Origin of the sequence: Flavobacterium sedimenticola (assembly GCF_030053345.1) — a bacterium.
GTDB classification, from domain to species: Bacteria; Bacteroidota; Bacteroidia; order Flavobacteriales; family Flavobacteriaceae; genus Flavobacterium; species Flavobacterium sedimenticola.
In genome coordinates, this window is sequence record NZ_JASGBP010000007.1 from 86,870 (window position 1) to 109,932 (window position 23,063).

Annotated in this window: 19 protein-coding genes and 1 tRNA gene; 4 read left to right on the forward strand and 16 right to left on the reverse strand. The window is 39.2% G+C overall.

Annotated features, from left to right (window positions below; all coding sequences use genetic code 11):
- Positions 1-131 precede the first annotated feature (131 nt).
- Entirely contained in the window at positions 132-314 is a 183-nt protein-coding gene (locus QHT84_RS11050) for a helix-turn-helix domain-containing protein (protein WP_283239629.1), read from the reverse strand.
- 776 nt (positions 315-1,090) lie between these two features.
- On the opposite strand from QHT84_RS11050, the gene QHT84_RS11055 reads away from it, so the two are divergent.
- Genes QHT84_RS11055 through QHT84_RS11065 form a run of 3 tightly spaced genes read left to right on the forward strand, consistent with a single transcriptional unit; the run spans position 1,091 to position 8,134 of the window.
- On the forward strand, positions 1,091-4,144 hold the full coding sequence (locus QHT84_RS11055; RefSeq protein ID WP_283239630.1) for a SusC/RagA family TonB-linked outer membrane protein: 3,054 nt from the start codon (positions 1,091-1,093) through the stop codon (positions 4,142-4,144).
- An 11-nt stretch (positions 4,145-4,155) separates the two neighbouring features.
- Complete coding sequence (locus QHT84_RS11060) at positions 4,156-5,556, forward strand: RagB/SusD family nutrient uptake outer membrane protein (RefSeq protein ID WP_283239631.1); 1,401 nt, start codon at positions 4,156-4,158, stop codon at positions 5,554-5,556.
- On the forward strand, positions 5,543-8,134 hold the full coding sequence (locus tag QHT84_RS11065) for an alpha/beta hydrolase family protein (RefSeq protein ID WP_283239632.1): 2,592 nt from the start codon (positions 5,543-5,545) through the stop codon (positions 8,132-8,134). The genes QHT84_RS11060 and QHT84_RS11065 overlap by 14 nt, the downstream gene beginning before the upstream one ends.
- Positions 8,135-8,189: 55 nt before the next feature.
- Here QHT84_RS11065 and QHT84_RS11070 read toward each other — a convergent pair whose 3' ends face one another.
- The 7 genes from QHT84_RS11070 to QHT84_RS11100 all read right to left on the reverse strand — a co-directional run bounded on the left by QHT84_RS11070 (position 8,190) and on the right by QHT84_RS11100 (position 15,374).
- On the reverse strand, positions 8,190-8,444 hold the full coding sequence (locus QHT84_RS11070) for a DUF6520 family protein (RefSeq protein ID WP_283239633.1): 255 nt from the start codon (positions 8,442-8,444) through the stop codon (positions 8,190-8,192).
- A 38-nt stretch (positions 8,445-8,482) separates the two neighbouring features.
- Positions 8,483-10,015, reverse strand: a complete 1,533-nt coding sequence (locus QHT84_RS11075; RefSeq protein WP_407649243.1) for a MauE/DoxX family redox-associated membrane protein — start codon at positions 10,013-10,015, stop codon at positions 8,483-8,485.
- Between the two features lie 73 nt (positions 10,016-10,088).
- Positions 10,089-10,961, reverse strand: coding sequence for a helix-turn-helix transcriptional regulator (locus tag QHT84_RS11080; protein WP_283239635.1), 873 nt, complete (start codon positions 10,959-10,961; stop codon positions 10,089-10,091).
- Between the two features lie 196 nt (positions 10,962-11,157).
- Positions 11,158-12,282 (reverse strand): M50 family metallopeptidase, encoded by a 1,125-nt coding sequence (locus tag QHT84_RS11085; protein WP_283239636.1) that lies wholly within the window; start codon positions 12,280-12,282, stop codon positions 11,158-11,160.
- Positions 12,283-12,311: 29 nt separating this feature from the next.
- A complete protein-coding gene (locus QHT84_RS11090; protein WP_283239637.1) occupies positions 12,312-13,376 on the reverse strand; it encodes a WD40/YVTN/BNR-like repeat-containing protein in 1,065 nt (354 codons plus the stop codon).
- A gap of 81 nt (positions 13,377-13,457) precedes the next feature.
- Entirely contained in the window at positions 13,458-14,318 is an 861-nt protein-coding gene (locus tag QHT84_RS11095) for a helix-turn-helix domain-containing protein (protein WP_283239638.1), read from the reverse strand.
- A gap of 201 nt (positions 14,319-14,519) precedes the next feature.
- Positions 14,520-15,374 carry an SDR family oxidoreductase gene (locus tag QHT84_RS11100; RefSeq protein WP_283239639.1) on the reverse strand — a complete coding sequence of 285 codons (855 nt, stop codon included), beginning with the start codon at positions 15,372-15,374 and terminating at the stop codon, positions 14,520-14,522.
- A 115-nt stretch (positions 15,375-15,489) separates the two neighbouring features.
- On the opposite strand from QHT84_RS11100, the gene QHT84_RS11105 reads away from it, so the two are divergent.
- Entirely contained in the window at positions 15,490-15,900 is a 411-nt protein-coding gene (locus QHT84_RS11105; RefSeq protein ID WP_283239640.1) for a winged helix-turn-helix transcriptional regulator, read from the forward strand.
- Between the two features lie 49 nt (positions 15,901-15,949).
- On the opposite strand, the gene QHT84_RS11110 is transcribed toward QHT84_RS11105, so the two are convergent.
- The 8 genes from QHT84_RS11110 to QHT84_RS11145 form a co-directional block, all read right to left on the reverse strand.
- Positions 15,950-16,366: a hypothetical protein gene (locus QHT84_RS11110; RefSeq protein WP_283239641.1), complete on the reverse strand. Its 417-nt coding sequence runs from the start codon at positions 16,364-16,366 to the stop codon at positions 15,950-15,952.
- 11 nt (positions 16,367-16,377) lie between these two features.
- On the reverse strand, positions 16,378-16,731 hold the full coding sequence (locus QHT84_RS11115) for a YciI family protein (protein ID WP_283239642.1): 354 nt from the start codon (positions 16,729-16,731) through the stop codon (positions 16,378-16,380).
- A 76-nt stretch (positions 16,732-16,807) separates the two neighbouring features.
- On the reverse strand, positions 16,808-17,377 hold the full coding sequence (locus QHT84_RS11120) for a Crp/Fnr family transcriptional regulator (protein WP_283239643.1): 570 nt from the start codon (positions 17,375-17,377) through the stop codon (positions 16,808-16,810).
- A 118-nt stretch (positions 17,378-17,495) separates the two neighbouring features.
- Positions 17,496-19,874 carry a TonB-dependent receptor gene (locus tag QHT84_RS11125; protein ID WP_283239644.1) on the reverse strand — a complete coding sequence of 793 codons (2,379 nt, stop codon included), beginning with the start codon at positions 19,872-19,874 and terminating at the stop codon, positions 17,496-17,498.
- Between the two features lie 20 nt (positions 19,875-19,894).
- Positions 19,895-20,662 (reverse strand): hypothetical protein, encoded by a 768-nt coding sequence (locus tag QHT84_RS11130; protein WP_283239645.1) that lies wholly within the window; start codon positions 20,660-20,662, stop codon positions 19,895-19,897.
- Positions 20,663-20,715: 53 nt separating this feature from the next.
- Positions 20,716-21,333 carry a TetR/AcrR family transcriptional regulator gene (locus QHT84_RS11135; RefSeq protein WP_283239646.1) on the reverse strand — a complete coding sequence of 206 codons (618 nt, stop codon included), beginning with the start codon at positions 21,331-21,333 and terminating at the stop codon, positions 20,716-20,718.
- Positions 21,334-21,411: 78 nt separating this feature from the next.
- Positions 21,412-22,647 carry a site-specific integrase gene (locus QHT84_RS11140; protein ID WP_283239647.1) on the reverse strand — a complete coding sequence of 412 codons (1,236 nt, stop codon included), beginning with the start codon at positions 22,645-22,647 and terminating at the stop codon, positions 21,412-21,414.
- Between the two features lie 273 nt (positions 22,648-22,920).
- Positions 22,921-23,002 (reverse strand) — tRNA-Tyr (locus tag QHT84_RS11145).
- Positions 23,003-23,063 lie beyond the last annotated feature (61 nt).

The following is a 23,063-nucleotide window of genomic DNA, read 5'->3' on the forward strand; positions in this document are numbered from 1 at the left end:
ACGAATATTTCGCTGAGCAGTTATCGGGAGTAAATTTCCCTTCAAAAATATGAATTTCCTCAGTGTCATCAAATCTAAAAAAGGAATAAGCTAATTCTTCTTTTTTTTAAGAGCCATATTTTTTTTATAATTTAAAATGGTTTTTCTGGCCAAAAGTCTTTGGGAGAACATTCAAGAATTTTAGCAATATCATTTAAATGTTTGACATTATATTTTGCCTTTTTTGAAGGTGCCTCAATATCTGAAATAAAAGTAGTGCTTTTACCCAAAGAAAGAGACAATGAGACCTGACTCAAGCCTTTGCTTTCTCTCATTTCTTTGACTTTTGTTATAATATACTTTTCTATTTCACTAAGCGACTCATGCATTATACAAAATGAGTTTAAAAAAGATAAAAAAACTAAGGACTATAGTCCTTATTGAATTATTTTTCTTATATTAGCAGCGAATTATTTAAATTTGCGATTCTTCAAATGACAATATTGAAGCATTCGCTTTGAATCTCGTTTTCAAAAACTGGTAATTTTTAAACGCGCGAGATGATAAGTACGATGCTCACGTCGATACTGGCGTGGGCTCACTTATTCGTGCGTCGGGTATACCAGTGCCTTGAAAGCGTTTAAGCTGAGTTCCGCGCCTTTTTTTTCGCGAAGCGAAAAAAGTATTAAGACTGGAGTATTAAGTATTAAGACTTTAACGGTTTCTCCGGCTTATTAGATTCATCATTTTTTTAAGGGATAAGGGACTAGGGATAAGGGAAAAGTTTTTCCTATTATCACTTAATTTCTCTTTGTTTTTCAACTTCTCGTACAGCCTGCGTATGGGGTATTAGTTGAGTTTTTATTTAAGTTGGGTTAGTTGCTATGCCCGGCGCAGGCTTTTTAAAACAGTTATAAACCATTAAACCCTACAGCCTATGAAATAAACAAAACCGCTACACTGCACCCAAGACCCATCAATCCTTCGGCATAGCTCAGGACAGGCTGGCTCAGGGTGGCAATAAACAAAAAAAGGCCCTCCGAATAGCTTGGCGGCGAAGAGAGGGCCTAAAGCAAACAAAACTAATGTTTCATTTAACCAAACCAATATTATGAATAAAATTTCATTATTCAAGGGTAAGCAGGTTATTAGGTATGCCTTTTTTATATGGGTGTATCTTTTCTGTCTTGCCAGTTATGCTTTACCTAAGGGAAGCAAGAGGGCTTTCAGCGGTCAGCTTTTAGCCATTAGCCAAACAATGCAACAGCTAATAACCGGTATAGTAACCGATGCTAACGGAGTGCTTCCGGGTGTTACAGTTTCTATTAAAGGAAAACCTACTAGTACCATTACCGATGATAAAGGGCAGTTTAGTATAGCTGCTGCCGAGGGTGACACGCTGGTGTTTACTTATGTTGGGTATACTACAGTTGCAGTTGCAGTCTCTGTTGACAGTGTTGTAAATGTGACGATGCAGGAGGATGCTACCACGCTTAAAGAAGTGACCGTGAATGCGGGTTACTATACCGTGAAAGAGAAGGAGCGGACGGGGAGTATTTCTAAAATTAGTTCGAAGGATATTGAAAAGCAGCCCGTACTGAACGTATTGGCCGCGATGCAGGGCCGGATGGCGGGTGTAGACATTACACAAACGACAGGCATGCCCGGAGGCGGTTTTGATATTAGGATAAGAGGGTTGAACAGTTTGAGAGCCATAGGTAATGCTCCTATGTATATTATTGATGGTGTGCCCTTTTCATCGGACGCGATTGGTAATGCCCAAACCTCGACCAACCTGCCTACTACAACCAGCCCATTAAATGCCCTTAACCCTAATGACATTGAGAGTATTGAAGTACTAAAGGATGCCGATGCTACTGCTATTTACGGGTCGAGAGGTGCCAATGGCGTGGTACTTATTACTACTAAGAAAGGGAAAGCGGGGAAAACCCAGTTTAGTGCTTCGGCCACCACAGCCACGGGGCAGGTTACCCGAATGGTTGATTTGCTTTCTACGGCAGAGTATATAGCCATGCGAGAGCAGGCTTTTGCCAACGACGGTATCACCAACTATCCGAGCAATGCTTATGATGTGAACGGTACCTGGGACCGCGACCGCTATACCGACTGGCAAAAGGAATTGACCGGTGGTACTGCACAGATGACCACGCTGCAGGCTTCTGTTTCGGGTGGTTCGGCCCAAACCAATTTTTTGATGGGTGCCAACGCTTCGACACAGGGTACCGTATTCCCGGGTGATTTTAGGTATAAAAAGGGCGGTGCTCATGTAAACGTGGGACACGAGGGCGAAGACAAACGGTTTAAAATGGCTTTTTCGGGAAGTTATGATGTGCAGGATAACGATCAGCCGTCAAGGGATTTGACGAGGGTATCGCGAAACTTAGCCCCCAATGCCCCGGCACTATACGATGCTGACGGGAACCTGAACTGGGAAAACAGTACTTGGGAAAATCCATTGGCAGCCCTGAAAGCCAAGGCCTTGGCCAAAACCAACAGTTTTGTTGCCAATACTACGCTATCGTATAAGCTGCCGTATGGATTTACGGCTAAAGGAAGCTTTGGCTTTACCGACCTGAAGCATGAAGAATCCCGAAGTAACCCCTCAACAGTATATGACCCGGTGTATGCTGCTACGGCGCAAACGTCATCGATTTATGTGAATGCCACCAACCGCCGGTCGTGGATAGCGGAGCCCCAGTTGCAATACCAACGCGCGTTGGGCAAGGCCAAGGTTGATGTGTTGGCAGGAGGAACGTTTCAAAACCAGGTGACGGACCGATTGGTGCAGTTGGCCTCGGGGTTTTCAAGTAACAGTTTGTTGTACAACCTGGCCTCGGCCAGTAATTTGAGGGCCTTGAGCGATGATGAGATACGATACCGATACCAAGCATTTTTTGGACGGTTAAACGTTTCGTGGGATGAGAGATACATTGTTAACCTTACCGGCAGGAGGGATGGTTCGAGCCGGTTTGGTCCCGGTAAGCGGTTTGCCAATTTTGGCGCTATAGGGGCGGCTTGGCTTTTCTCGGAAGCGAAGTTGTTGCAACGTAAAATGAAGTTCCTGAGTTTTGGGAAACTACGTGCGAGTTACGGGATTACCGGGAATGACCAAATTGGCGATTACCAGTATCTTGATACGTATCAATCGGCTACAGGGTTGTACGATGGTTCGGTTGGACTGATGCCTATTCGATTGTTTAACCCGAATTTTAGTTGGGAAACGAATGTTAAGCTTGAAACCGCTTTAGAGCTGGGCTTTTTGCAAGACCGCATTTTTGCTACTGCCAGTTGGTATAACAACCGGTCATCGAACCAATTGGTGGGAATGCCTTTGCCTTCGACTACAGGATTTTTGACGATGCAGACCAATTTGGATGCTACGGTTGAAAATACCGGACTTGAGTTGACTTTGAGAACGGTAAATGTGCAAGGGAAGGATTTTGGATGGACGACAAATTTTAATATCTCCTTTATGAAGAATAGACTGGTTTCGTTTCCGGGACTTGCAAGCAGTTCGTACCGCAATCAGTACGTGATAGGGGAGTCGATTAATATACAAAAGCTTTACCATTTGACCGGTGTAAACCCACAGACCGGTGTTTATGAATTTGAGGATGTGAATGGTGACGGGGTTATTACGTTTGCCGATGATGCACAAACGGTAAAGGATTTGAGTCCTGAGTATTTTGGTGGTTTGCAAAACCAAATACGCTATAAGAGGTTTCAATTGGATTTTTTGTTTCAGTTTGTTAAGCAGTTGAATTGGAATGCGGTTTCGCAATATTCTCCACCGGGTGCCTTTGGAAATCAGCCGGCCTCTGCAAACGGAGGATGGCAACAAGCGGGAGACATTTCGAATGTACAGGTGTATACAACAGGAGCTAATGGTGCTGCGGCAACAGCTTACAGCCGGTATGCTTTGAGTGATGCAGCAATTAGCGATGCTTCTTTTATTCGATTAAAAAATATAGCATTGACCTACACGGTACCCACGTATTTGAAAGGACTTCAATGCAGGTTGAATATTCAGGCACAAAACCTTTTGACTTTTACGGCATACCAAGACGGGGATCCCGAGTTTAGGAGTTTTAATTACCTGCCTCCAATGCGGGTTATTAGTTTAGGCGTTGATGTTAAACTTTAAAAAAATGTATTATGAAAAATAAACAAAAAATGACTCGTTATATGATGCCGTATCTGGCAGGTTGTTTCCTTTTGGGGTTGGTTGTTTCCTGTGACTCTTTTGTAGACGTTGCGCAACCGAATTCCCAGTTGACCAGTGCGGCTGTTTTTACCGATTACAATACTGCATCGGCAGCCATGAAGGATGTTTTTGCCAAAATGCGTGATGTTGGATTGATGACCGGTAGACCGGTTGGGTTGTCTCACTTAGCCGGTGTTTATACAGATGAGTTGGTGTCGTACCAGACATCGGCCACCAGCGCCTATCCGTTTTACAGTAATGCTTTGACGGCCACCCATAGCTATGTTCAAGATTTATGGAATAGTGCTTACAGCCAAATTTATGCTGCTAATGCGGTACTTGAAGGAGTAAGCCATTCGTCGGTATTGACGCAGGTACAAAAGAACCAACTCACCGGTGAGGCTCTTTTTGCACGCGCCTTGCTGCATTCGTACCTTGTGGGTGTATATGGAGCCTGTCCTTACATTACTACAACGGATTATCAGCAAAATGTTTCCGTAAGCCGATTGCCTAAAGCACAGGTTTATGGTTTGTGTATTAGTGATTTGGAAGAAGCTGCTGATTTGTTGCCTGAGAATTATATTGGCAGTATGAGATCACGTCCCAATAAGTTTGCTGCCAAGGCATTGTTGGCCCGGCTGTATTTATATAACGGGCAATGGGCAGAAGCCAGTAATGAAGCCTCGGCGGTGATAAACCAAACCGGTTTGTATGTATGGGAGGCTGATTTGAATAAAGTGTTTTTGAAAGCCTGTACCGGTACGATTTGGCAATTTTCGCCTGCCGGTACCACCGGAAACACGCAGGAGGGAGCCCTTTTTGTTTTTAATGCCGGGCCACCCCCTGTGGTTGCCTTAAGCCCTGATTTGTATAATGCCTTTGAGACCGGAGACTTGCGAAGAACTTCCTGGATACGAACCATTACCAGTGGTGTAAATACCTGGCACCATGCGTATAAGTATAAACAAGGGAGCGGTAATGTTGCTACTACCGAGCATTCGATTGTTTTGCGACTTGCTGAGCAATACCTTATTCGGGCAGAGGCAAGAGCCAGACAGGGTGAACTGAGCAACGCCAAGCAGGATTTAGACTTTATTCGTGCTAACGCCGGACTTGCCGGTACCACAGCCGTAACGCAAGCGGAGATAATAGAAGCGGTTATTAAAGAACGCAGGGTGGAACTCTTTACCGAGTTTGGCCACCGCTTTTTTGATTTGCAACGTACCGGAAAACTGGATGCTGTTTTGACCCCTGTGAAAGTCGGATGGAACAGTGACGATAGCCTTTGGCCGGTACCCCAATCGGAGTTATTGATTAATCCCAACCTTTTGCCTCAAAATGCGGGATATTAACAGTAGTATTTTTTTCATTATTTTTTTTGGGTTTGTTTCCTGCTCCTTATGGGGGCAGGTTTCCCCAAAAAAACACCTCGCGGAAAGCGACTATGGTTTGTGGAGCACCTTGGAAATTAAATGTGCTTCAGCGACAGGGGATTGGGTGTGTTATAATTTGGCTTATGAAAGTAAATCGGACACCCTTTTTGTACGTGATAAAAGTGCGAAAAAGCGTTTTGCCTTTCCGAAAGGGACGCATGGTGTTTTTGGGCGGGATAACCGATTTGCCTGTTTGGTGGGAAGTACGCTTAAAGTGCTGAACCTGAAAACAGGATTTATCAAAGCGATTGATAGTGTAAGGAAGTTTCGTTTTTCAAGTGATGGTCATACATTAGTTGTTTTGAAAGAGAACCAACAGCTTGTTCTTGAGCGTAAAGGATTGGCATTTGCCGAGATTGAAAGGGTAACGGGGTTTTATTTTAATCCGTCGGGAACCGGAATGGTTTATACTATTGCCAAAGAAAAGGCTTCATTGCATTATTGCCCGTTTGATGGTATACAGGAGCATTTTGAGAAGCTTGCCTCTGAGAAAGATGTTGTTTTTGAGAACATCGTGTGGCAACAAAACGGCGCTTCCTTTGTGTGTTTGAAAAGGGATACAGGCCCTAAAAAAGAGAACGACGGAGTGCGTTTATACTGTTATAGATTGCTTGATAAGAGGGAATTTGAGTTGCCTATTAAATCGACCGGAGAAGGTAATGTTATTGATGAAAAGATGGTTAGTAAGTTTACTTTATCTCATGATGGCAAGCGAGTGTTCTTTTATCTGAGAGCGGTGCGTTTGTCTGACAACGGAAAGGACGTGGTACAGATTTGGAACGGCAATGACACCTGGATATACAGTCAGACTGAGCGGGAAGCTCATCCTGAAAATCAATTTTGTTATGTGTGGTGGCCGGATGGGGGACAGTTTTTGAAGTTAACGACCGCCGAACGAAGTAATATTATGCTGAGTGGAGACGGACAGTATGCGATAACCTATAACCCGAAAGGGGTTAAAACACAGTTTGAGTTTAATAATAAAATTGAGTGTTTTGTTTTGGATTTGAAGTCGCCCGATGTAGGTTCACATTTACAGGAGAAAATGTGTTTGGCTGACGAAGTGATGCCTTCGTTTGGAGGAAAATATTTTTTATACCGCATTGATGAGGATTGGTTTGTTTATGAACTGTTGACTAAAAAGCATAGCCGAGTATCGGTTAACTTCCAGAGGAAGCTCCATTTATTAAATACCAGAGGAGGAGTAAAACCGGCATTCAGCATTGCAGGTTGGACAGCGCATGATGCTGATTTGCTGGTTTATGATGATTTTGATTTGTGGGCCATCAGTTTGAAGGATTTGGGGGTTAAGCGACTCACTAAGGGAAGGGAAAAGGAAATTATTTTCAGGATTGTTCCTTCGACAGGGCAGACGAAAAAGATTCCGATTTTAGACGGATTCACCTATCCACTGCTGTCTTTAGAGAAAGGATTTTATTTGAAAGCGGTTGGAAGACGTAGTAAAGCGACCGGATATTATGGGTGGCAAGGGACTGCTTATCCTTTACTATTTGAAGATAAAGCCGTGACTGACCTTTGCTTTACTGAAGGTAGTTTGACCTTGTATTGCAAAGTTGAAGACTTTAATGAATCACCCAAATTGGTTGCTTTGGCAAAAAATAGAAAACCGGTTGAAGTTTTTTGCAGTAATCCGCAGCAATCCTCTTATTATTGGGGCAGCTCCAAATTGATTGATTATGAAGTTAACGGTAAGTTGTTGCAGGGCGCCTTGTTTTATCCTGCGAATTACGACGCGCATAAAAAGTATCCGATGGTTGTTTATATTTATGAAGAAATGAGTAATCATGTACATAATTATGTAAATCCCAGTGTTTACAACGGTGGGGGACTTAACCTGAGCGTGTTGACTTCAAAAGGCTATTTTGTATTGTATCCGGACATTGCCTATGAAACGGACTATGTTGGAAAGAGTGCTACGGATTGTACTATAGGCGCTACGCAAAAGGTAATAGAAATGGGTTTGATTGATAAAGACAAGATTGCATTGATGGGGCATTCGTTTGGTGGGTATGAAACAGCGTTTATAGCAACACAAACCGACTTGTTTGCGACAGTGATAGTGGGGGCAGGCGTAACGGATTTGGTAAGTAGTTATTTGTCTGTTGGTTGGAATAACGGGCGTGCTGAGATTTGGCGTTATGAGTCTGACCAATGGCGTATGAGTAAGTCTCTTTACGAGGGTATGGAAGTTTATTTGAAAAACTCACCGATTATGTTTGCAGACCAAGTGAAGGTACCACTGCTTATATGGACGGGTGAGTTAGACCGGCAGGTGCATTATTACCAGAGCATAGCCTTTTATAATGCCTTAAGAAGGTTAGGGAAGAAGCAAATTATGTTGGTGTATCCTGAGAACCGTCACAGGCTTACCAATGACAAAAGTCAAATTGATTTTACAAGGCGTTATGAGCAATGGCTAGACTATTTTCTGAAGGGAGATACCAGCCCTAAGTGGATAGAAAACGGAATTAATTAAAATGAAAAGACAGTTCATTGCCTAATGAACTGTCTTTTTTTAATTGTTTTGTTTCTCAGTGGATTCTCCACAAATCAACAGTACAATCATTTGGATCCATGCCAAAAACTTGAGCACCACCGGTGTTTGTTTCAGTACAAAGTACTAAGGTTGGATCTGCAGAGCATTCATTCTTGTAGATACAATTAGGACCCTGTTTGATGTAACCGGATACTGTTACAGCTTTTGTTTTGGAGGCAGTAGTTGCGAATGCACCCACTGCGGCAACACTGAAAAGTGCTACTGACAAAAACAATTTTGCATTTTTCATAATGTAAAGAATTAAGTTTATAAATGATCTACTTTTTTCTACAGGTGTTCGATCTCATTCCTGATATTGTTTTTGATTACCGATTTGTCTAATTTGTAACCCACCATGGTTTTGTCAAAAACGAAATAGACTGTATTTTTTGCCGCAAACATTGCATTGGGTTTTTTTCCCTTTATGTTGTGTACTTGAAAGCTATACATGTACTCTTTGGTGACTAAATTGTACACATCTACAGGAAGGGATTGTTTCCATAGTTTTAGTGATTCATAGTGCCCGCGAATGTCTGAGTTTACAAACAAGTATTTTCCTGATGTGGTCATTAATCGGTTAACCGTTACCGGTGGAATAGCCATTTTTCGGTCTCCGTTTTTAAGCTTTACTATTTTAATTTTCGCTTTTGTGGTGGTATCTATTGTATTATTTCTGTATTGAATTTTTAACGTATTGTCTGATACAATGAATTGGTTTCGATAGTAGTAGGTGTAAATGATATATCCCAATTCGATATTGTAATTCAATATTCCATCACAATCAAACACACCATCAATTTGCTTTTCCAGTACCTTGTTATTCCAAAATATTTCACTGTTTTGTTTCGATAAATTGATTAATCCTACTATGCTCTCGTTAATCATAGGCTTTCTGCTTCTGATGACGGCTGTTGCAGAATCGATTGGTTCAAATGCCGAAAACTTTTTTTTAGGGATTGACAATTGTGTGGCATTCCATGATGAAATATCTCCCCTAAACAAGCAAGGAACAGTGCCATCGCTGAGAAAGAAGTTTTGATTGAGCACTCGTACGTTTGCCGCGCGGAATGGTAAATCATAGTTATTTAATTCTATTTTGTGCTCTACGGCATTTTTAAGGTCGGAACTAATTGCTAGAATTGCGAGCGGAGCACGGTAGTTTCCCATGTAAATAGTATCGTTTGAATAACCTGCGAAATAGTAGCCTCCGTATTTCAGTTCTAATTTTGCCATCCTTTTGTATAAATGTGGAGGATATCTGCGGACGAAATTATTTTCCTGATGAATGATGTGTTCTGACTTCAAAAACGAGCCGTAAACTATGGCGATGCCTAAGGCTGCAGCCATTACTAGTAAAAGAAGTTTCGATTTTCGCTTCGATGTATTGCTTTGTAAAGGAAGCTGTTGTAATGAAAAAATTATTGCAATTAGTGCCAGTAAACAAAACGCGATGTTGAAATACATGTGTTCTGTCCAGCTCATTTTTTCGAGTACTCCACCACAAGAGCAGGGAACATAAGCACTAAAGTTTAAAATGATGAAAATGTATGCTGTGAACATCATCATCAAAACGAATGATGCATTTAGCGCCAAAAACTGTGTTTTTTTGGACATTAGCAGTAATGCTAAGATAATTTCAATTGTTGGTATGAGCCAAGAGATTAATCCGGCAAACACACTTAGTAACGGAGACTGACCAATTTGAACTGTAAAATTTTCGTAATCTAGGATTTTACTGGTTGCAGCATACACAAATAGTACTATATACATTGCGCATATGGTTTGAATGCAAATTTCACGTATGGTTTTACTAATCTTCATTTTGCAGTGTTTTGTAGTGTAAAATTCTATAAAACAATTTGTTATAGATATTCAAATGCGTATGATAACTATTCTAAAGAGTAGTTTTTCTACTGAGCTCACTAGGTGCGTATCGGTATTTTTTTTTGAAAGCTTTATAAAAATTTAGGTAAGAATTAAAACCACAGAGAAATGAAATTTCTTTTAGCGATATATCGGTTTGAAGAATTAAGTTGTGAGCTTTCTTTAGCCTTTCATTATTGTAGAGTTGGTATATACTTGTATTGAAAAAATGACGGAATCCTTCTTTTAATTTGAATTCGTTAGAGCCAAATCTTCGTGCCAGAACTTTTAACGGAGGAAGTGGTTCCTCGAGATTGTTTAGTATGTAGTCGTAAACGTTTTGGATTATTGCAGAATCTTTTGTGGGCGATGTTGGTTTATTATTTGAATTAAAAGTGTCACCAAGAGAATCCTGAAGTACAGTTGTTAATGAAGTTATTAAAATCTCATTACTCATAAGTAGTTTAGAGATTGTAAAGTGTAATGGGAGTAGTTTTTTATTTCCGGTTATTAAAACTAATTGAATCGTGGAATGATATTCTACATCTTTTAGGATTTCCTGTTTTATGCTTTGCCAGACATCTGCTGATTGTGGTGCTATCATTTCATCAAATACCATTTTGTTCAGCTCGTCAGGACTATAGCTGAGATTTGAAATGACGGAAGCATTAAAGCTTTTGATATTGAAATCTATACCCAGTAAAAAAGTATTTTGGATAACGCTTTGATAGTTATAGTAGGGAATGACATAGCCTGATTTTGCAATCGTATTTTGAAGTGTCAATCCTAAGGTGTTAAGTACGCTACTTAGTTTCTCTATTTCATCATTCGAAGGAGTTGGTTCTATTCTATAAGCCAAATTACCGGTTGCTAATTCGAATAGCATCCGGTAAACATTTTTCATCCGCTGTTGGTAGGATTGGCTTTGCATGCTTAGAAGAATGATGCAACAAAGCTATAGAAGTGTTATTCCCGAATCAAATGTTATGGTGTGTGATTCGGGAATTGAGTACTTAATAAAAATACATAAAAACTGTAATTATATAGATTTCATAAAGATATTTTTGCAAAGTTTTTTTGGATACTAAGTTTTTTGATTCTTAAACATTAATGTCTTTTTTCAATACCGAAATTCTTTCTTGTAAAGCTATGCTCAGTCCACGGTCAAGCATATTTACTATTTCTTTTTCCGCCGATTCTAAATTGCTTAATGCAAGTTCACTCTCATTTTTTAATACATTCATTGCGGCTTTTGTAGCTCGGATTTGTGCTTTGGGGATTAAAGCGGCAGGTTCAAAATTGTTCCAATAGTTTGTAGCTTGAGTTATGTCTTTTTTTGCGAAGGCATAAAAGAAGGCTGCATCGAGCCACACTATATTTCGAATTCCTTTTGGAATTGAATCGACTTCTTTGATATAGTTGAGGAGGTGTTGCTCTGCACTATCAATATTACCCCGATCAAGTTCTGATTGATGTAAAAAACTATGAAGATAAACTCCAAAAGGAGCTTTTAACTTTTTAGCTAGACTTAAAGCTTCATTAAGCTCGTTTTGGTCGATTTCACTTGGTCTTATTCCTGCGTAAGCGTTTGTAATTAATTTTAAAATTAACAATTCAAATCGAGCTGTATCACCTCCTTTGAGTATACGCAGTACCCGTGCGCCGTCTGATGAAAATCCATTAGCTCTTAACGGAATGGCTGTGGATATAAATATGATTAGCGATAGTACAGCCATAATAAGCAATGAATTTGTTATTAATTGACTTTCGATATGCGTTGGTAAAGAGTAGTACAATACATAGGAGAGTAAACTCAGAGTGAGACTGGCAATTGGTCCACCAGCGGCATATACAGAAAATCGTTTGGCGATATTTTCAGTCCCAACCGGCATACAAATTACTAAGCCGCCCGCTGTATTGACATTTTTATTCCACTTAAATCTCCATTTATTATTGTTCTTTTCCCACATAAACGGACCCACGATATAGATTTTGAAATTAAATTTCATCCAGACTCCAGCTAAGGCATGGCCGGCTTCATGAATGGCGATTACCACTAAAAAGATGGGTACAAAGAGCAGCAATAACGTGATGAATGTCAATTTTGACATACCAGAAGAAGCGGCTATTCCCATTTTACCGGCAAAAAAACCAATACCACCAAAGACAATAATAAAGGCTATTGATTTTATTGCTTTTAAAAAGATATCTTTTTTGATTGTCATTATTTGGATGAAAGAATTGTAAAAATAATTTACAGTTTAAAAACATTTACACCAATAGCATATCCATAGATGTTGCCTTTCTTGTCTTTATAAATTCGAATTTTATTACAAGCTCTGCCTAAATCTATTTTCTGCCAAGTAACTCCTCCGTCTATGGTTTCAAATCCGCTATTCATGGTGCCGACAAATCCGTGGTTTTCATCAATAAACCCGATACCGAATTCCCGTGTACCGGCATCTTCGACTAAGTTAATTTCTGTCCATGTTTTGCCGCCATCTGTAGTTTTTGCTATCCGCTGTTGTTTTACATTTGGATCCGGATTGTACGATTGAATGGTCACATATCCAACATCTTTAGTGGGAAACGAAACTTTCCAGGTGGTTTCATAAGGTCGGGTCGATTGATATACTTTTTGCCATGTTTCTCCACCATCAGTGGTTTTTAAAATAAGGGCATTGGATTGTGTAATATCCTCGCTGGTTGCAGCACAAACAATTCCTTCATTTTTGTTGAACATTTTGATGTCAAACAGCATTTTACAATAGTTATTCATACTCTTTGATGTCCAAGTTTCTCCACCATCATGCGACATCATAATATTTGCCGGACTACCTACACGACCTACCGCAAAGAGGTGTGTTTTGTAATCAATTTTTCCGTGATTGATATATTGTTCTTTAACCAAATCGATGGCACATAATCCTTTTACATAAGACCCTTTATAGTTTACCGGTTTCCATGTTTTGCCACCATCTTTGGTGCTGTATAGCGGAATAGTATCGGTTACATTGGGGAAATATTCGGTACCCACAGTTCCTGCAAATCCAACATTCTCATCAACAAAGGCGATGGTTCTGAAGAAAGTTCCTTTTTGTTCCACTTGTTTTTCCCAAGTAGTGCCGCCGTCGGTGGTATGGAAAATTTTCCCATAGCCGTTAACATACCATCCTGTATTTTCATCTATGAAGGTGATATCGTCTTGTTTGCCGGGATATGGTTCGGTGGTTAGTTTTTTCCAAGTTTGTTCTTGTGAAAAACAAGAGCTTACAGCACAAAACAATAAAACAGCTACTTTGATAATGATTTTTGTCATTTTATTTTCTTTTAGATTCAACACTTTGAATTTTTCATTCAAAATTAAAATCTACGGCCATAAAAGGATTGTCAAAAATTGCTAATTTATACTGGTAAATTGCTTTGGAGTGCAGCCATATTTTAGTTTAAATGCTTTGCAAAAAGACGCGCTATCTGCAAAAGAAGTTAGCAGGGCAATTTCCGATAGGCTGTATTTTTGTAATAATAAATTTTGAGCATACGCTAATCGTTGTTGGATGATATATTGATAGGGCGTTATGTTAAAAACGGTTTTGAACAACCTGATAAAATGATATTCTGACAGCTTAGCTTCTTGGGCTATTAATTCGATATTAATTTTTTCAAGAAAACAGTCATCCATGTAGTTTTTAGCCTCATAAATAAAATTAAATAATCGACCATTTGTTTCCTGCTTGACTGATTTTAAAGCATTGAAGCCCTTAAAAATTTGGCTTTGGTCTTTTACAATACATTCGGCTACAGCATAGAATAATTCTTTACTTACTGTAGTTTTTTCATTACGTAAATTTTCAAATTCATTTGACAATTGCTGCAAAGCATAGCCAAAAGAAGTATTATTGGCATTGTATTTTTGTACCATCCATTCTTGTTCAAATAAAAAATCTGAGAAAGCGGTTGTTTTTTGATATTGAAAATCAATAATATCAGTGATCATTTCTTTTGCAATATCAATACAAATTCCATTTACCGGTGAAGTATTGTCTATTAAGACACTTGAAGTGGTGTTCTTGTTGCCGATTACATATTCTCCTTGCTTGACAACAAATTTTTTGTTGTTTAGGGTATAAACTTCATTCCCGGAAGCGACATATTTTGCCGAAAAGTTTTGAAAGGGTACTTTTTGTTCCGTTTGAATAATGCTCGACAGACGCAATTCATTGCCGCTATTGTCAGAAAAGATATTTTTGTTGATTACCATAACAAACCGGAATTACTTGCCCATAAGTATTTGATTTTTAAGTATTGTTACAGTTTTTGTTAAAAACAGAATCCATTTTTTTATAAATGTAGCTTTTGAGTTTAAAACTATTACATTCAAGTACTTTTAAATTGAAGCGATTGCCGGTTATGAAATAAAAAAATGCCAAATTGTAAAATTTGGCATTTTAGATATTTATATTCAGCTAAGGAAATCCCGAGTGATTACTTCTTTTAAAGCAGTTGGTTTTTTGCCGGTTATAGATTCTACATCGTTAGTCACATAATTGACTTCGTTGTTAGCAATAACCTGATAAACATTTGATAGGTATTCGCCAATAAAGGCAGGTGCACCTGCATTTTGCAATACCTCTTTGAATTGGTCCACCGACGGATTCGGATAGATGATTTCTTTATGCAGCACTTCAGATAGTAGTGAGGCAACCTCTTTATAAGAAAGAAGTTCCGGTCCTGTTAATTCGTAGGTTTTTTTGGTATGCCCTTCAGTTGTTAATGTTACTGCGGCTACAGCGGCTATATCTTTAACATCAACAAAACCGGCTTTACCATTGCCTGCCGGCATAAACACGATATTTCTTTCCAGGATGTTTTCGGACTCGTAATTTTTAAAGTTTTGAGCAAAAAAGGATGGTTTTAAAATCGTATAATCAAAGTTGTCGTCTTTTAGCTTTTGTTCAATTTTGGTATGAAAATCCAGTTTAGTACCCATTTTGTCTGCCGCCATTGCCGAAAAATAGACGACTCTGGTGATTTTTTTACTTTTTAAAAAGTCTAAGAACGGATTGATTAGCTCATCCACTTTTAGAGTTAAAGGTGGCCCTAAAAGAAATACCTTATCAATTTCTTTACCGATTTCCGTATAGGTTGTCGCATCCGAAAAGTCAAATCTTCGGATGTCAACTGCTTGGTCCAATATTCGTTGCGCCTCCGCAACATTTCGACTTCCCACTACAAAATCAGCGTTTTTTTTAAGCAGTGCTTCGACTAAGGCTTTTCCGTTGGTACCGGTGGCACCGGTGACAAAAATTTTTCCCATTTTAATGATTTTTTTAATTTACTATAGTTACTTTTGAGAACTCAAAATTAAATAGTAACTATTGTATGTACAAGAGGGGACAGCAGCATTACTAAGGAACAGTTATGTAACTATTATGGAAACTAAAGCGATTGCAACCGATAAAAAATTTCAAAATATTTTTGAACACGCCAATGCAACCAAAAATGGTGTTTGCCCTGTACGCGACATTATTGCCCGAATTAGCGACAAATGGACATTGTTATCTATATATGCTTTGGGAGGGTATGGGAAAATGCGTTTTAATGAACTCAAACATCGCATAGGCGATGTGTCGCAACGGATGCTTACCGTAACCCTGCGCAATTTAGAAAGTGATGGTTTGGTTTTGCGAAAAGTATATCCTGAAGTACCTCCGAGGGTAGAATATGAGTTGACCGATTTGGGATTGAGCTTGATGCATCAAATGGAATACATCATTGATTGGGCCAATACCAATAGTCAGGAAATCATCAAAAGACGGAAGAAAGTCGGTAATAAGAAGTAATTCTCTTAGGATTTAAAAAGCCAAGTCATTTGACTTGGCTTTTTGTTATTTAACCGATAATGCGCTTATCTCTAGCCACATATTTGGCGAAGGCTAACAAGGCACCGGTAACCATCATATTTCTAAAGAAGTTGACCATTTCCAATTCTTTTTCCCGATTTACCTCTCCGGTCATCGTGTCGGAACTTAATTCGTGTCCCATCGCTCTGGGCCAATGAACTAAAAATGCCATCAGGACTACATACAAAGCCATCAGTACATAGGCAAGTTTGTCATATTTGCCGAGGATAGCACTAATGATAAAGGCCAGAATGCAACACAAAGTAAAGTAATTCCAAAAATAAGGAAACGGAATATAGTCGGGTACGAATGCGGCGCCAACTTCAGGCTTCCCTAGGTGTAAACCAACATACAATAGGAACGATAACGGGAAAAGATATCTTCCGAAAGTTAAGATTTTGTCCATAGTTACAAGCTTTAATTAGTTGGAAAAGGAATTAACGGTCTGATTTCAACTGAACTGTTCGGATACTTGAGTATAGGGCAAGTCGTGCTCCATTCTTTTACCTCGTTTACATCATCTGATTGGCAAAGTAAGAATCCGGACACCAACACACTGTTGGCTTCTTTGTAAGGTCCGGTCTTAATCCCCTCGTTGGTTGCTACCAAAGCTTGGTATTCAATAGGCGCCGTGTGCACCAACTTGCCCTGCATCGCGATGCTGCCAATCCAAGCTTGCCATTTCGGCATGTCTTCCACCATGTCTTGTGCGCTTGCCAAGTAACCCTCTTGGCCACTGGCATTTCTGAATAATAAAAGATACGTTGTCATTTTTAAAAATTTTAAGTTATTGAATAGTCAAATTTCACACTTAAAATTTCTGCCAACGATGACAAAAGTCGATGTTTTAGAGCTTGGCTTTTAACCGACTGTACACATCTTTATTAATCCCAAGATAGGAAGCAATGAGCTTGCTCGAGACTCGAGTCATTAGTTTGGGTCTAAATTGCATCAACCATTTGATACGTTCTAATGCCGTAAGTGTCATAAAAGTATTTATCCGATACACTGAGTTGTTATAGGAAGCTTCCAAAATTTGTTTGTATACTTTATCAAATTGCGGAACGGATTCTACCAGTTTCTTAAAACTTTGCCGGTCAATGGCCAACAATTCACAAGGCTCTATAGTTCGAATATTTTCAGTAGCCGGATTTCCGGTGCCAAAACTGGAGAGTTCAGAACACCAGGTGCCCTCGATTACGATGTCTCGTGTTGTCTCGTTAGCCTCTTGGTCATATGTATAGACTTGCAGACAACCTTTGGCAATAAAATAGACATATTGACAAACTTCCCCTTGCGCTACTAATATTTGGTTACGTTTGGTTTTAACGGGTTCAAAATGACTCAATACTAAATCTAAATTGTCAATATCATTACCCAGTCTGTCTATGATATGCTGTCTTAAGATTGCGATCATTTAAAAAAACTATTTAGGAGACACTTCAAATGTACTATTCTATTTGTTTGCTTGTCAAGAATCTTAATAATTAACTATCATTGAAGTCATTTTTGAATAGAATAACCCTATACCTTTTTTAAAACTGAAACTTATACCCAAAATCCGGAAAGAATCCTATTTGGTCTATGCGGTTCACTTGATTGGTTAAACGATTGTAGCGGTTGATGAAAATATTATTGTTGTCGGTTACATTTTGCAGTTCTAAATAGAGTAGGTGAGACTGTTTCTTTTTACTGCTATTAAATTTGAAACCCATTCGCAAATCGAGTCTAAAGTAAGGGTCGTATTGCAGGCTGAACGCTTTGTCATTTTCTTTAATTTCGTAGCCGGCTGCTTGGGAAGCCGCCAAATCGACCGGAGTATAAAAACGACCACCGGCAGCCGTTACTTTACCATCTAAGGAAAAAGTATTTTTTTTACGCTTGCCCATTTTAAATTCTTTACCCCCAAGTGCATTAATTACATACTGGTTATTGAACGGAGAATTTCTTTCCACACCATCGCTTCCCTCATACTTACTTTGAAAGAGCGAGGTGGTAAAAAGCGCATGATAGCCTTTGCTGAAAAACTTTTCAAGGGTTAGCTCAATTCCTTGATTAACCCCTCTGCCTTTACTCACTAATGAGGTTTTATCGGTAGAATAGCCAAAATCAGATCCTTCGGTTAAGGAGGAGTAGCTGCTGTCAAAATTTTCAACTGCGGCTTTGTCAATATACTGATAGTACACTTCCAACTTTCCACGCCATTTATCGGCTAGTTTTATATCATAACCCATCACAAAATGTTGGCTTCTCACCAAGTCGAGGTGGCGGTTGGTTTGCACCAAACTCCCGTTCACATTTTCATTTTGAAACAGGATTGGCGCCGGTACATTTTGATGGTGTATGCCGTAGCCCAAATTAATACTGTTTTTGGCATTGATACTATAGGTTAATGACGTTCTCGGTTCTAAAACAAACTCGTTGGTCACCGAAAACAATTGTCCATGCAAACCGGCATTCAGCACCAATGTTTCCGTTAGTCGGAATTGTCCTTGGGTATAGGGTTGAAATACGGTATAATTACCTTCGGTATTGTAAATCGAATTGAAATCGGGATAGCCATCACCATCAGCATCCTCTTGGCGGTCTCTGTCGTTTAAGCTGTAATCAATAGCAAACCGCTCGAGCAATACTCCGCTTTTCAAAGTAATCTTTTTATTGATTTTGGAATTCAAATAAGAGCTGAAAGTTACTCTGTTTTCGGTATTGTCGCTTGCCGTGAACGGTATTGTTGTTTCGGTTGGGGTATCTAAATTGTATATTCTTTCTTCATCATATTTATTGGAACTTCCCGTTACCGATAGGTTGGTTTTTATAAACGTTTTTTGATTGAAAAACAGTTTGTGGGAAACTCCCAAAACCCCAAAATCAGACCGCAGTTCCTGATTGGCATCTTTGGCCGAAAAGAGATCATCTTCTTCGGCATCTTTGCCCAGAAACTCAATATTAGAAATTCCGGCTATACCGTACACCGCAAAAGTGCCCCATTTTGTTTTGCCGAAATCGGCATTAAAAGCAATGTCGTTGTAGTTAGGAATCGCTGTTCCAGTGCCGGCACCACCCAGATACCCTGCGATACCGTATCGGCCGGCCACCACGAAGGAACCGCCTTTTTTGCCTAACGGACCTTCTGCCATGAACTCGGCACCGGGATAGGCGCCAACGCCCACCATGAACTCATATTTTTCGGTATTCCCTTTTCTGAAATTCAAATCAAACACACCGCTGATGGCATTGCCGTACTCCGCAGGGAAAGCAGAGGTCAAGAAATCGGAGTTCGCCAATAAATTTGGATTTAAAGCTGACACCGGACTGCCGGTAGTACCTAAAGTAGCGAAATGATTAGGACTGGGGACCGGAATACCTTCTATCCGCCATAACATACCTGCCGGCGAGTTTCCTCTTACTACGATGTCATTCCGACTGTCATTAGCCGTGGACACCCCGGCAAAATTAGCGACCAATCGAGCAACATCACTTCGGCCACCGGCATAACGGTTTACTTCTTCCAAACTGAATTGTCTGGCGGAAACCGCTGCCATTTTATTGATGGCTTTAACTTTACCGGCTTCCGCTTTGATAACCACTTCGTCTAAGGCATTAAAATTTTCCGTGAGCACTATGGTTAGGAATACTTCTTTACCCGATGTTACTTCAATATTAGGAACGGTAACAGGCATATAGCCAATGTAGCGCACGGTAATGAGTTGTCTTCCCAAGGGTACATTGTTAATTTGAAAATTTCCGTCAGCATCGCTGGTGGTTTCGGCATTGACAACATTTTCTAGGGTGATGATAGCACCGGGGAGCGGTGTTTCCGATTGTTTATCGGTTATTTTTCCTTTAATAACGCCGTTTTGGCCAAAGGAGATAAGGGTCAATAGGAGCAAAATACTGCTGAGGACTGTTTTCATCTGGTATAGATTTAATGGATTTATAATTTAATTAATGGTTTTCCTTGCAGGGCTAGCCATAGGGTATAGCTCACAAAAGCAAAATAGACGAAGGCAATAACCATTACTTCTCGTTTGCTTCGGGCCAACCAATAGGAGAGTAGGGGAATGATTTGAAGGGCGTGTATGCCGAAAAAGTGTGCTACCCGTAAGTCGCCATGGCGGGTACTCCAATTCACTAACGGCAGTCCTTGGGAGCCGTCTTGACTCCCAATGGTGTGTTTTAAAGCCGCTCCCATCACAAAGCCTTCAAAGGCAAAAAGTACGGTTACCAGCAGGCTGAGTTTTACGGCCAGAATTAAAGTTTCGGGTGCTTCAAATTGGGATTGTTTAAAAAATAAAATAGCAATGTAAAGTGTGTGCAACATCAACACGGTAATGGCCAGTGCCATCAGGCTGAATATCGTTCGGTCAATCGCGGTCTCTTGATTGAAATGCGACATCTTGCCTTGGGCAGCCTGGTAAATAATCAGCACCATTTCTACCGAAAATAAGACTACCATCGACCAACTGTAAATTTCAACTTGCCTTTGATTTTCCAAATACTGTAAATACCATCCCATAGTCCAGCTAAAAACGGTCACGGATATGAAAAACTTAATCGGTTTCATCCAGGCATTTACCCCCATGACTTCCAAAACGCTATACCTGCTTATGATGATGCAAACCAGTGCGCCCAACAAACAAATGGCTCCGTACATCAATAAAACTTCGTTTTTATTTTTCATAATTTCCAATATATTTTTCATGGTAAACAATGTTTTATAATTGAACAACGTTCAATTTTTAGATTAAAAAAATACTACAGTTTTTCAATGATCTTTAAAAATTCATGATAACCATCCATTAAAATGGTTTCGGGTTTTGAGAATTTTACGCCCTTGGTTCTTTGACGAATTTCGAGGCAACACATGCCGTGTACTACTCCCCAAATCATAAAGGATAGTGGTTCGAGTGAATGTCCTTTAAAATGTCCTTTTTCCATACATTGGGCAACTGTATTTTTTAAAGCATTAAAAGTACCGACACCTTCGTTCCATTCCTCCTTTTCAGAATGTTCAATAAACTCCATAGGAGCTTTTACATTAAACATCAAATCGTACATTTCAGAATTCTCAATAGCAAACTTCATATAGAAAATGCCCATCTTTCTCAGTCGATCCATAGGGTCTTCAATAGTGAAGAGTTCAGTGAAGCTACCCCCTAATTCCTGAAAGCCAATTGTGTGAATATCGTGAAGAATAGCATTTTTATCTTTGAAATAAACATAAACCGTTCCAACGCTGTAATCAATCTCATCTGCTATATTTCTTATTGTTGTTTGTTCAATTCCTTTTTCCAAAAAGAGTTTTTTAGCTCCTTGTAGGATAAGGGCTTTCAGGTTTTCTTTATCTCTTGCCTTTCTATCTGCTGTACTCATAATCATATTTACGAGTCAAAGATAATTATTTTTTTGAACAACGTTCATTAGTTTGAATTATTTTTACAGAATATTTTTTTAAGAGGTTTTGACAAGTGTTTGAACTGATAATTTTTGTTTTAGAACAGCCATGTCATCACTGACTCTTTTGTCAACTACCTTGGCATAGTGTTGTGTCGTTCTCAAGCTTTTGTGGCCAAGCATTTTACTAACACTTTCGATGGATACCCCGTTAGCTAGAGTGACACTAGTGGCAAATGTATGGCGCGCCATATGAAATGTTATTTCTTTTTGAATGCCGCAAACATCTCCTATTTCTCTTAAGTAACTATTCATCTTCTGATTGCTGAGAACAGGGAGAATTCTATCTTCATTTAAACATTTAGGATGGTCTGCATATTTTTGAATTAGTTCTTCCGCAATAGGAAGCAAAGGAATCTTTGAACGTGTATCTGTTTTTTGTCGATTCTTAAATATCCATTTGTTGCCATCTATTCCAATTCCTAAATGGTCTTTTCGGAGTTGTTGCACATCAATGTAGGCTAAGCCGGTAAAGCAGCAGAAAATGAATATGTCTCTTACTTGTTCTAACCGAGTATTCATGAATTTTTTGGAATAGATTTTTTGGATTTCTTCTTCGGTCAGAAACTCTTTGTCAACTTCATAAACTTTGCCTTCATATTTACTGAAAGGGTTTTTCTCTATCCAATCATTGTTCAGACAGATATTGATGATTTTCCTAAAGTTTCGAACATACTTAACTGCGGTGTTATTAGCACAGTTTTTTACGCTTCGAAGGTAGAATTCAAATTCTGTTATAAAGGCATAGTCAATTTTTAAGAGCAAAATATCATTATCATCATATTTCCATTTAAGGAAGTTTTTAAGATGATTTAAAGTAACCTCAAACCTTTGTAGTCTTCCCGAGGCATATTGTTTTCCGACTAGTGCTCTCATTTTGTTATTATGATCCTGAAAAACTTCAACAAGAGTTGGGTGATTTTTGTATATTCCTCGTAAAATAGATTTGAAACTCTCAATGGAGACTATTTCGTTCTGATGCATTAAAGACATTTCAGCACTTAAAACTTTAGATCTCATCATGTCGAGATAACTATTAATTGAACGTGCTTCTTCTGAATGACCTTTCATTTTTGCTAGCTCCGGTAGCCATTTTGATTTTTTGATAAACTTTTTAGAACTAAATTCTAATCGCTGACCATTAATTGTTAATCGAACATAGATTGGTAATTTACCATCAGCATTCATTTTCGTGCTTTTAGCATAGAAATGCAAAGTGATTTTTGTTTTCATGGTGGTGACCTTTTAATGATTATTCAATTTAAATTCCTGAGTCATAACAAACAAGAGGTACAGCTTTTGAACGGGTTAGTGAACTGCTTGAAAGTACAGTGTTTGTAAGGCTTAAGAAGATTTAGCGAGACCCTGGATTTGAGAAAATGTTAGGGTCTCGATTTTGCCCCTTAAGCTTTAAGATAGAATGAATAATTTGGAGGTAACAGAAAAACAAAAACCCTGCAAATCCTAAGATTTGCAGGGTTTTGAGACTTTTTGTTTTTTTATTTGTGGGGAGAGCAGGATTCGAACCTGCGAAGACTTAGTCAGCAGATTTACAGTCTGCCCTCGTTGGCCGCTTGAGTATCTCCCCAATGCTTTCGCGACTGCAAATATAGAAACACTTTTGGGGTTCGCAAATAAAATAGTCTAAA

Bases quoted from the DNA above. Each gene is read 5' to 3' on its own strand.
- QHT84_RS11090 (WP_283239637.1), bottom strand. From the start codon at position 13,376: ATGACAAAAATCATTATCAAAGTAGCTGTTTTATTGTTTTGTGCTGTA.
- QHT84_RS11095 (WP_283239638.1), bottom strand. From the start codon at position 14,318: ATGGTAATCAACAAAAATATCTTTTCTGACAATAGCGGCAATGAATTG.
- QHT84_RS11050 (WP_283239629.1), bottom strand. From the start codon at position 314: ATGAGAGAAAGCAAAGGCTTGAGTCAGGTCTCATTGTCTCTTTCTTTG.
- QHT84_RS11075 (WP_407649243.1), bottom strand. From the start codon at position 10,015: ATGAAGATTAGTAAAACCATACGTGAAATTTGCATTCAAACCATATGC.
- QHT84_RS11055 (WP_283239630.1), top strand. From the start codon at position 1,091: ATGAATAAAATTTCATTATTCAAGGGTAAGCAGGTTATTAGGTATGCC.
- QHT84_RS11125 (WP_283239644.1), bottom strand. From the start codon at position 19,874: ATGAAAACAGTCCTCAGCAGTATTTTGCTCCTATTGACCCTTATCTCC.
- QHT84_RS11060 (WP_283239631.1), top strand. From the start codon at position 4,156: ATGAAAAATAAACAAAAAATGACTCGTTATATGATGCCGTATCTGGCA.
- QHT84_RS11110 (WP_283239641.1), bottom strand. From the start codon at position 16,366: ATGGACAAAATCTTAACTTTCGGAAGATATCTTTTCCCGTTATCGTTC.
- QHT84_RS11085 (WP_283239636.1), bottom strand. From the start codon at position 12,282: ATGACAATCAAAAAAGATATCTTTTTAAAAGCAATAAAATCAATAGCC.
- QHT84_RS11130 (WP_283239645.1), bottom strand. From the start codon at position 20,662: ATGAAAAATATATTGGAAATTATGAAAAATAAAAACGAAGTTTTATTG.
- QHT84_RS11120 (WP_283239643.1), bottom strand. From the start codon at position 17,377: ATGATCGCAATCTTAAGACAGCATATCATAGACAGACTGGGTAATGAT.
- QHT84_RS11070 (WP_283239633.1), bottom strand. From the start codon at position 8,444: ATGAAAAATGCAAAATTGTTTTTGTCAGTAGCACTTTTCAGTGTTGCC.
- QHT84_RS11135 (WP_283239646.1), bottom strand. From the start codon at position 21,333: ATGAGTACAGCAGATAGAAAGGCAAGAGATAAAGAAAACCTGAAAGCC.
- QHT84_RS11105 (WP_283239640.1), top strand. From the start codon at position 15,490: ATGGAAACTAAAGCGATTGCAACCGATAAAAAATTTCAAAATATTTTT.
- QHT84_RS11100 (WP_283239639.1), bottom strand. From the start codon at position 15,374: ATGGGAAAAATTTTTGTCACCGGTGCCACCGGTACCAACGGAAAAGCC.
- QHT84_RS11140 (WP_283239647.1), bottom strand. From the start codon at position 22,647: ATGAAAACAAAAATCACTTTGCATTTCTATGCTAAAAGCACGAAAATG.
- QHT84_RS11065 (WP_283239632.1), top strand. From the start codon at position 5,543: ATGCGGGATATTAACAGTAGTATTTTTTTCATTATTTTTTTTGGGTTT.
- QHT84_RS11080 (WP_283239635.1), bottom strand. From the start codon at position 10,961: ATGAAAAATGTTTACCGGATGCTATTCGAATTAGCAACCGGTAATTTG.
- QHT84_RS11115 (WP_283239642.1), bottom strand. From the start codon at position 16,731: ATGACAACGTATCTTTTATTATTCAGAAATGCCAGTGGCCAAGAGGGT.